The sequence below is a fragment of the Streptomyces sp. NPDC006265 genome (assembly GCF_040613555.1).
In the GTDB taxonomy this organism is placed as follows: Bacteria; Actinomycetota; Actinomycetes; order Streptomycetales; family Streptomycetaceae; genus Streptomyces.
The window spans coordinates 1-9,151 of the sequence record NZ_JBEXSH010000315.1 but is presented as its reverse complement, the minus strand read 5'-3'; the positions used below and the strand labels follow the sequence as shown (position 1 = coordinate 9,151).

The following is a 9,151-nucleotide window of genomic DNA, read 5'->3' as shown; positions in this document are numbered from 1 at the left end:
AGGCCCGCCCAGCGGTGCGGCCGGGACGGTGCTCCGGGCTGGGCGCGGCGATACCGGTCGTAGACCTCCTCCAGGATCTCGCCGCACCCGGCGCTACGCAGCACTTCGACCGAGCCGTTGTCCGCGCCGGCCGCCGGTGCGTCGGCCGTCCCGTGCGCCCGGGGGAAGGCGAGGGCAGCGCGGTGGCGCGGCGCCGTCAGCTCCTGCGTGTGGGTCGCCGGTCCGTAGCCGAACCTGCCGTAGATCGTGGCCTCGGAGGCCAGCAGCACGGAGAGGAACTCCCCGCGGGCCCGCGACCCGGCGAGCTGATGCCGCATCATCGCGCTGAGCACGCCCCGGCGCCGGTGCGAGGGCGGGACGCCGACGGCCGTCACCCCGGGGGCCGGGACGATGGTTTCACCGGTGAGCTCGAAGGAATGCGCGCCGGAGGTACTGACGGGCCGCCCGTCCGTCGTCAGGGCGAGCAGACAGCGGTCCATTTCGAGCGCCGACCACCAGAGACCGCCACCCTCGGTCGGGGTTTCCGGGAAGCGTCCGAACGCGGCGTGGACGGTGTCGAAGAAGACCTCGAGATCCTCGTCGGTCGTGGGTCGTATCTCCATCGCTGCCGCTGCCTCCTCGGGATACCGGCACCACGCATGGTGGTGCCGGTAGCACAGTGCAGCGTCGCCCCCTGGCGGAGGCAAGCGAATTTCACCTCAGCCACGGTCGGTCACAGCACAGCCCGGTCAGGAAAGGATCTCGACGTATCCGTCGCTGCCGTGCACACGGATCCGCTGGCCGTCCCGGATCAGCCGGGTGACCCGGTCGACGCCCACGACGGCCGACAAGCCGTACTCGCGTGCGATCACCGCGCCGTGGGTCATCAGGCCGCCCACCTCTGTGACCAGGCCGGCGATTCCGACGAACAGGGGTGACCAACTGGGGTCAGTGAAGGCCGTGACCAGGATGTCGCCGGGCTCGAGATCGGCCTGCCCCATGTCGAGGATGACGCGGGCCCGCCCCTCGATGGACCCTCCGGACACCGGCAGACCGGCCAGGGCACCGTCCGGCACGTCGTCGCGCCGGTACGCCCCGTTGATGGCCTCGCCCTCCGACGTGAGCACCCTGGACGGTGTGAGCGCGTGGTACGTCTGGAACGCTTCCTTGCGCTGCCGGACGAGCCGGTCGTCCACCCGGTTCGAGCGTACGGCGTCGTGGAGTTCCTGGAACGTGAGGTAGAAGACGTCCTCCTTCTCCGGAAGCACCTTGGCCTGCACGAGGCGTTCGGCCTCCTTCATGAGGGCCTGCTTGTAGAGGAAGTAGCGGCTGACGATGTCGTACTTCGGGTACTCCCGGTATCCGATGAAGGTGCGGACCCGCTTGATCATCCGCTGGGTCTCGTCGGCTTTGCTCTCCCCGTCGGGCAGCGCGCGCAGGCGGGTCAGCACGTCCTGTTCCTTCTTCCATGCCTCCTGCCGGCCTTGTTCGAAGCGCCGCCGGGCGGCACCGGGTTCGAAGTTCCTGACGTTGTCGAGGATCGCCGGGACGAGTGTGCTGGGGGATTCACGCCATCGGGGCCTGGTGATGTCGATCTCACCGGCGCACCGCATGCCGTAGCGGTCGAGATACCCCTCGACGGCGTCGCGCGCTCGGGTTCCGCCCGCCTGTTTCGGCAGTTCGTCGAGGAAGCTGTCGTCATCGACGTTCTGCAGGAACGCGACCACCTCCGGATGGGGGCGGATCACGTCCGCGACGTCGAGCAGCGCCAGGCCCATCTCCGACGTGATGTTGTCGGGGGCGGACAGGGTGAGCGTGTCAGCCGCGTTCTTCTCCCCCAGCCACTCGTGCAGCTTGTCGTTGAGCCACCACGTGGCTTCCATGCCGGCCATGATCGCCTGGTGGTTGAGCGGATCGGTGAGGACTCGTTTGTGCTCCTCGAAGGCCTCCGGCAGGAAGTCGAACAGCGCGGGTCCGGCCTTCGTGGCGATGTCGCGCCGCAGTGCGTCGATGGACGCCCGGCTGCGCTCGATCAGCCCGTCGACGACGGCCGGATCGGTCTCGATCGGGGCGGGCGCGCCGACGGCCGGGGACTTGCCGGGGGCCGGGTCCGGCAGCAGGGGGAGGAAGTCGTCGCGGTCGAGGACGGTCTCCAGCGCGTCCCTGGTCAGTGGATCGCCCCTGCCCACGAGGTCCAGGAGGCCGGTGCGGCCCTTGGGTGTGGAGAGGGCTCGCGTCGCGTCGACGAACAGCCTTCCACCGGCCTCGGTCATCGGCGCCATGGCCGTCAGCTTCCACATGGAGAGCCCGAGGGGCTTCATGGGGTCCGTCATCATCTGCTGATGGCCGACGGAGACATAGATGCGATTCTTTTGGTCGGCGGCCTCGGGGATGGGGAACAGCGTCGTGATCGGCCGGCTCTGCACGATCTGGAAGTCATCGTCGACCAGGCACCATTCGATGTCCTGGGGGCGGCCGAAGTGCTCCTCGACCCGCCGCCCGAGGTGCGCGAGCCGCACCGCCTGCGCATCCGTCAGCGCCGGCTGCTGCTGCCGCTGCGGGTCGACCTCCACCTCCTGTGTACCGCCGCTCGGCAAGGCGTGGACGGCACGCTGTTTGGCGGCGATCGTCCTCGCGACGACTTCGCCGTGACGCACCTTGAAGACGTCCGGGTTCACCAGGCCGGAGACCAGGGCCTCGCCGAGACCGAACCCGGCGTCCACGGTGGCGACCTTGCGGTTGCCCGTGACGGGGTCGGCCGTGAAGAGGATGCCCGACGCATGCGGAAAGACCATCCGCTGCACGACCACGGCCATGTCGACCGTACGGTGGTCGATGCCGTTCCGCTGGCGGTAGGTCACGGCCCGCTCGGTGAACTGCGAGGCCCAGCACCGGCTGACATGCCGGAGGATCTCCGTCGGCCCCACGACGTTGAGGTAGGTGTCCTGCTGGCCGGCGAAGGAGGCCGTCGGCAGGTCCTCCGCCGTCGCGCTGGACCGGACGGCGTAGGGGGCCTGCTCGTCGAGCCGGGAGAGCGCGCGGGTGATCGCCGACGCGAGATCGCCCGGGATGGCGATCCCTTCGATGGTCCGGCGAATCTGCGCGCTGAGTGTGCGGATCGCCTCCCGGTCGTCGGGGTTCAGGTGCGCCAGCTGATCCAGCAGATGCTCGGCCGACGGCGCTTGCGCCATGATCTGCCGGAAGGCATGGGTCGTCACGCAGAAACCAGCCGGTACGCGGATGCCTTCGATCCGCGACAGCGCGCCCAGGTGCGCGCCCTTGCCACCGACGAGCGCGAGCTGCGTCTCGTCCACCTCTTGAAGATCCAGCACGTACTGCCCGATCATCGCGACACCTCCGGCTCTGTCGAACCGCCGGTCGAGCACGTCTCAATCTCCGACACACACACCTCGTGTCCCCGTTTCCGCAGGTTGTGGCTTCGGCCGATGATTCTGCGCCGAGACCCGGGCCTTGCCGCAAGCCCCCCGGTGCGCTATAAGTTAGGAGAGGCAAGGAGAGATCTCCTTGCCTTTGTGCTGTCCGGAGCACTGGGTCAGACCGCTCGACCGGACCACCGGACCGGGCCGCGGGAACCGAGCGGCTTCCGGCGGAGCCGCTGTCACGCTGCCAGTGACGTTGACCTTGTTCGAGGAGTCACAGACGTGGTGGGTGAAGACGACATCTCGGGGTGAGACCCGGATCTGACGGCCACCGGACGCGCTGAGGAAGCGCCGCAGAGGTGGCCGGTTCGTCGTACCTGCTTTCCCGCGTCTGCCCAGGGCAGAGCTCTCTCTGTCCGTCGTACCCCGAGTTCATCTCCATGTCCGACGCCTCCGTCGTGTGCTCGAACCTGTCTTTCTCCTGACCCGACGACACCCCCGGTCTTCAGCGACTTGTCCTTCACCGTCACGACCGGCCGTACGGGTCTGGTCGCCCCGAACGGTGCGGGCAAGAGCACGCTGCTCAAGTTGATCGCCGGTGAACTCCGGCCCCGCACCGGCTCGTTGTCGGTCCAGGGGACGCTGGGTTACCTCCCGCAGAGCCTCCCCCTGACCGGCGACCTGGTCGTGGCCGAGGTGCTCGGCGTCGACGCCGTGATCCGCGCACTGGACGCCGTCGAGTCCGGGGACGTCAGCGAGGAGCACTTCACCACCATCGGCGACGACTGGGACATCGAGGAGCGCACGCGCGTCCAGCTCGATCGTCTCGGCCTGGCCGGCCTCGCCCTGGGCCGCCCCCTGAGCACGCTCAGCGGCGGCCAGATCGTCCAGCTCGGTTTCGCGGCCCAGCTTCTCAAGCGTCCCGACGTCCTGCTCCTCGACGAGTCGACCAACAACCTCGACCTGGAGACCAGGCACAGGCTCCATGACGTGCTGTCGGACTTCACCGGCTCTCTGCTGCTGTCAGCCACGACCGCGTCCTGCTCGACCGCATGGAACCCATCGCCGAGCTCGGCGGCGACGACCTCCGCTTCCACGGCGGTGACTTCACCGCGTACGAGAAGGCCGTGCGCGCCGAGCAGGAGGTGGCCGAGAAGAACGTCCGCAACGCCGAGCAGGAGCTGAAGCGAGAGAAGCGCGAGATGCAGCAGGCCCGCGAACGCGCCGAGCGGCGCGCGAGCAACGCCGCCCGCAACCTCAAGAGCGCCGACCTGCCCCGGATCTTCGCCGGCACCATGACGCGAGGCGCACAGGAATCCACGGGCCGGTCCGGCCAGATGCACTCGCGGTCAGCGAGGCCAAGTCCCGCTTGGACGAGGCCGGGCGCGCGGTGCGCGAGGAGCAACGCCTCACACTGGACCTGCCCGACACCCAGGTGCCCACGGGCCGCAACCTCTTCCTCGGCCAGGAGATGCAGGTGCACCTCGGCGGCCGGCAGGTGTTCGCGGAAGCCGGTGTCGATCTCACCGTCCGGGGCTCGGAGCGCATCGCGCTGACGGGCCCGAACGGCGCCGGGAAGACCACCCTGATGCGTCTGATCACCGGCGAACTCGCCCTGCGCAGCGGGAAGATCCGGCAGGAGGAGGTCCGGCGCTGAGCCCGAGTGACGGTTGCGCTGCGCTCATAGCCCAGCGGGGGCGGTACGCACGCCCTCGCGGGCGGCGCCCCGATGTCCGGCGGCCCACAACCGTGTGCGCGCCCCGACCACTCTCGACGTGGTCCTACAGGCCCAGGTCGAGCGCGAGGCACGAGTAGCACTTCCACGAGCCCTCGGGGTCGTACGCGTTCGCTCCGCCGCCCGGCGTGGCCTTGGCCCCTTCGAGCGTGTCCTCGAGGCGGACGCGCTCGGGAAGCTTGCCGAACCACGCGTGCCGTGCCACTGCGGCGGTGTCCGTCGACACATCCATGCCCATGACCGGTCTCCCTTTTCGGAATCAGCTGTTGCCCTGGACGAACATCAGCTTGCCCCTCCTCTCGTCACCTGCCAAACAGGTGACGACGCCTCTTGGGTGCGTCGGACGGTGATGGTCTTGCACTCGGTGTAGGACCCGAGGCCCACCGCGCCGTACTCCCGGTCGATGCCGCTGGCCTTGAACCCGCCGAACGGGCCGTCGAAGCCCACCGGGGCGCCGTTGACCGTGAGGGTGCCGGTGCGGACGCGGCGGGCGACCGCAAGGGCGTGGGCCTCGTCGGCGGACCAGACGCCACCGGAGCGGCCGTATTCGGAGTCGTTGGCGATACGGACGGCCTCGACCTCGTCGTCGTAGGCGATGACGACCAGGACCGGGCCGAAGATCTCCTCCCGCGCGATGCGCATGGAGTTGCCGACGTCCGCGAAGACCGTGGGCGTGACGCAGTTCCCCTTCTCCAGGCCCTCGGGGATCTGCGGGCCGCCGGTGACCAGGCGAGCACCCTCCTCGATGCCGAGCCGGATGTAGGTGCGCGCCCGCTCCTGCCGGTCGGGGCGGATCATCGAGCCGATGAACGTGTCGGGGTCGCTCGGGTCGCCCACCTTCAGTGACTCGACCAGCTCCGTCAGCGCGGTCACGACCTCCTCGTACCGGCTGCGCGGGGCGAGGATGCGGATCTGGGCAATGCAGGACTCGCCGTTGTTGAGAAGGGAGACGATCTTCAGGCCCGCAACCGCCTTCTCGATGCCGGCGTCCGGCAGGACGATGGCGGCGGAACTTGCCGCCCAGTTCCAGGCTGACGCGCTGGCCGCGTGCCTGTTCCCGGAGACCGGCTATCCAGGAGTGTGGCGCAAGCTGACCGGGGCACTGACCGGCCTGCCTCTTGCGGCGCCGTCGGCGAGCGCGCTGGCCCAGGCCCGTCGCCGGATCGGCAGCAAGCCGCTGCGGTGGCTGTTCGACCTGCTCAAAGGCCCCACGGCCGACGCTCGGGCACCCGGGACACGGTGGCGCGGCCTGCTGGTGGTCGCACTGGACGGCACCACCATGACCGTGCCCGACACCCCGCCGTCCTGACCAGGTTCACCAAGCAGGCCGGCAACCACGGCGGCACCGGCTACCCACAAGTCCGCCTCCCGGCCCTGGTCGCCTGCGGCACCCGCACACTCATCGACGCGGTGTCCGGGCCGACCACCTCAGGTGAAACCACCTACGCCCCACGGCTGCTGCCCAGCCTCCGGCCGGGAACGATCCTGCTGGCCGACCGCGACTTCGCCGCCCAGAAACTGGTGGCCGACATCGCGGCCACCGGGGCGGATGTCCTGGTCCGGCTGAAGAACGGCCGCAGGATGCCAGTCCTGGCCCGCTGTCCGGACGGGTCCTACCTCTCGATGCCCGGCCCTGTCGCCGTCCGCGTCGTCGACTGCGAGATCACCCTCAGCACGGCCGCAGGACGGCACACCGCCCTCTACCGACTCGCCACCCCTCTCCTCGACCACCACCGCTGTCCGGCGGCCGAACTCGCCACGCTGTATCACCAGCGCTGGGAGATCGAAACGGCCTACCTGGAACTGAAGTCGACCATCCTCGGCGGCCGGGTCCTGCGCGCCCGCACCCCCGAAGACGTCGACCAGGAGATCCACGCCCTGCTGGTGGTCTACCAGCTGCTGCGGAGCGCCATGGCGGACGCCACCAGCACGCAAGCGGGCACCGACCCCGACCGGGCCAGCTTCAGCATCGCCTGGCAGACCGCCCGCGACCAGCTCGTCCTGGCCGCGGGCATCATCGCCGACACCGTCATCGACCTCGTCGGCACGATCGGCCGGCACGTCCTGGCCGGCCTGCTGCCCCAACGGCGACTACGCGTCAGCCCCCGCATCGTCAAACGCGCCATCTCCAAGTACCAGGCCCGCGGCCCCCCGCGCCGACCGCACCAGCTACAAAGCCACCACCGGCATCGAAATCCTCGCACCCGCAGGCCCTTGACAACCCGCCCCAACCGCAAACTTCACGGCCTTGGCACTAGCCCCGCCTGGGCAGCCGCCAGTTCGGACGCGGGAAGTGACAGGTGTAGCCGTCCGGATAGCGCTGGAGATAGTCCTGGTGCTCCGGCTCGGCCTCCCAGAACGCGCCCGCCGGTACCACTTCGGTCACCACCGGCCCCGGCCACAGCCCGGACGCCTCCACGTCGGCGATGGTGTCCCGCGCGACGCGACGCTGCTCGTCGTCGAGATAGAAGATGGCGGAGCGATAACTCAGGCCGATGTCATTGCCCTGCCGGTTGCGTGTGGTCGGGTCGTGGATCTGGAAGAAGTACTCCAGGATCGCGCGATAGTCGGTCGCGGTCGGATCGAACACGATCTCGATCGACTCCGCGTGCTTTCCGTGGTCACGGTAGGTGGGGCGGGGCTTGTCGTTGTCGCCGCTGTAGCCGACCCGGGTGCGGATCACGCCGGGAAGCGACCGGATCAGATCCTGCATACCCCAGAAGCACCCACCCGCCAGCAACGCCCTCTCCTCGACATCACTCATGGCGCATCACCTTTCTTGCCCGTATCCGTCCCTGCAGGACCAGCCTCGCACATGCACTCCCCCGACGCCGTCACCATTTCGACAGGTGACTGACGCCCCCGCAGCGCCCACCGAGTAACGTCACGCCGCTGTAGCAGTTAGTTCCCCGGTCTTCACACAAAAGAGGCACTAGCCACCTCAGGTTCCACAGAAGGTGGCTAGACTCGGTCGGGTGAGAGCTGACGCAGCGCGCAATCTGGAAGCCGTCCTGACCACGGCGGCGCGCATCCTCGCCGCCGACCCCGGGGCGAGCATCGCGAACATCGCCACCGAGGCGGGCGTGGACCGGCGCACCGTGTACCGGCGCTTCGCCTCCCGCGAGGATCTCCTCGCCGCCATCTACGCCTCCCGCCTCTCGGCCATCGAGGACGCCGTCGCGGACGCCCGGCTACGCGAGGCCCCCGTCGGCGTCGCCCTGCACCGCTACGTCGAGAACATCATCGCCGTCAACCGCACCTGGCCCGTCGACCTCGCCCGCATGCTCGCCGACGACAGCGTCCGCGCCCGCCGGGACGCCTCCGTGCACGAGGTCGACGTCTTCCTCGAACGCGCCGCGAACGAGGGACTTCTGCGCTCCGACCTCCCGCAGGGATGGGCGAACGCGCTCCTGCCGCAGCTCATGCACCTCGCATCCCGGCAGATGCCCGGGCTGAGCCCCGCGCAGGCGGCGGACGTCGTGGTCGACACGCTGCTGCGCGGCCTCGGGGCGTCATGACGGGGTCCGGTGCCCCGCAGGCCGGATCGCGGCGGACGGCCGAGAATCCCAGGGTGATCGCGAACGAGGGAGAGGGCTGCCGGAACAGATACGCGCCAATGTCATCTTCCGGCGCCACGGAAGCGGTCGGCAGTGTTCCGCCGGTACGGTCGCCCCGGATGGAGCCGACTGCCTGGGCGAATACCGGCTCCGCCATGCCTCCATATTTTCCACACACCTTGATCACACCCTGAATACTTCCAGCCGCGCGGCGAGGAGCACCCGCGTTGCGGGGCAGACGCTCCGCCCGGCCCCTGCCTAGCCTCCCAGGCCATGCGATCACCCCTGATGAGACGTTTCGGCCTCGGTGCCGTCCTCGCCCTCGCCCTGGCCGTGTTCGGCCTGGCCCCCAGCGCGAGTGCGGCGGACCCGGCACCGGCGGAGCTGACCTTCGCCACCGACAGCGCCACCACCACGCCCGGTGGCTCGGTCAAGCTGTCGATGACCATCAAGAACAACAACACCTACGACGTCTGGTTCGTGTACCAGACGATCGAGCC

6 protein-coding genes and 4 pseudogenes are annotated in these 9,151 nt (G+C 69.4%); 5 read left to right on the top strand and 5 right to left on the bottom strand.

Features of this window, described 5'->3' with window-relative positions:
- Both ABZ281_RS24245 and rph read right to left on the bottom strand, forming a co-directional pair.
- Positions 1-602, bottom strand: a 602-nt coding sequence (locus tag ABZ281_RS24245) for a GNAT family N-acetyltransferase (RefSeq protein WP_356658601.1), incomplete at its 3' end; no start/stop codon positions are given.
- Positions 603-728: 126 nt separating this feature from the next.
- Positions 729-3,326, bottom strand: coding sequence for a rifamycin-inactivating phosphotransferase (rph, locus tag ABZ281_RS24240; protein WP_356658599.1), 2,598 nt, complete (start codon positions 3,324-3,326; stop codon positions 729-731).
- A 473-nt stretch (positions 3,327-3,799) separates the two neighbouring features.
- Here rph and ABZ281_RS24235 point away from each other — a divergent pair.
- Positions 3,800-4,998, top strand: a pseudogene (locus ABZ281_RS24235) (ATP-binding cassette domain-containing protein); the annotation flags it as partial.
- Between the two features lie 142 nt (positions 4,999-5,140).
- Here ABZ281_RS24235 and ABZ281_RS24230 read toward each other — a convergent pair.
- Both ABZ281_RS24230 and ABZ281_RS24225 read right to left on the bottom strand, forming a co-directional pair.
- Positions 5,141-5,332, bottom strand: coding sequence for a hypothetical protein (locus ABZ281_RS24230; RefSeq protein WP_356658597.1), 192 nt, complete (start codon positions 5,330-5,332; stop codon positions 5,141-5,143).
- Positions 5,333-5,376: 44 nt separating this feature from the next.
- A pseudogene (locus ABZ281_RS24225) lies at positions 5,377-6,166 on the bottom strand (aldehyde dehydrogenase family protein); the annotation flags it as partial.
- A gap of 6 nt (positions 6,167-6,172) precedes the next feature.
- Here ABZ281_RS24225 and ABZ281_RS24220 point away from each other — a divergent pair.
- Entirely contained in the window at positions 6,173-6,403 is a 231-nt protein-coding gene (locus tag ABZ281_RS24220; RefSeq protein WP_356658595.1) for a transposase domain-containing protein, read from the top strand.
- A pseudogene (locus ABZ281_RS24215) lies at positions 6,334-6,930 on the top strand (transposase); the annotation flags it as partial. The gene ABZ281_RS24220 and the pseudogene ABZ281_RS24215, both read left to right, overlap by 70 nt.
- 418 nt (positions 6,931-7,348) lie before the next feature.
- Here the strand turns inward: ABZ281_RS24215 and msrA are convergent.
- Positions 7,349-7,858 carry a peptide-methionine (S)-S-oxide reductase MsrA gene (gene msrA / locus ABZ281_RS24210; RefSeq protein WP_356658593.1) on the bottom strand — a complete coding sequence of 170 codons (510 nt, stop codon included), beginning with the start codon at positions 7,856-7,858 and terminating at the stop codon, positions 7,349-7,351.
- Between the two features lie 265 nt (positions 7,859-8,123).
- On the opposite strand from msrA, the gene ABZ281_RS24205 reads away from it, so the two are divergent.
- Both ABZ281_RS24205 and ABZ281_RS24200 read left to right on the top strand, forming a co-directional pair.
- On the top strand, positions 8,124-8,612 hold the full coding sequence (locus ABZ281_RS24205) for a TetR/AcrR family transcriptional regulator (protein ID WP_356658603.1): 489 nt from the start codon (positions 8,124-8,126) through the stop codon (positions 8,610-8,612).
- A 327-nt stretch (positions 8,613-8,939) separates the two neighbouring features.
- Positions 8,940-9,151 (top strand): annotated as a pseudogene (locus tag ABZ281_RS24200) (hypothetical protein); the annotation flags it as partial.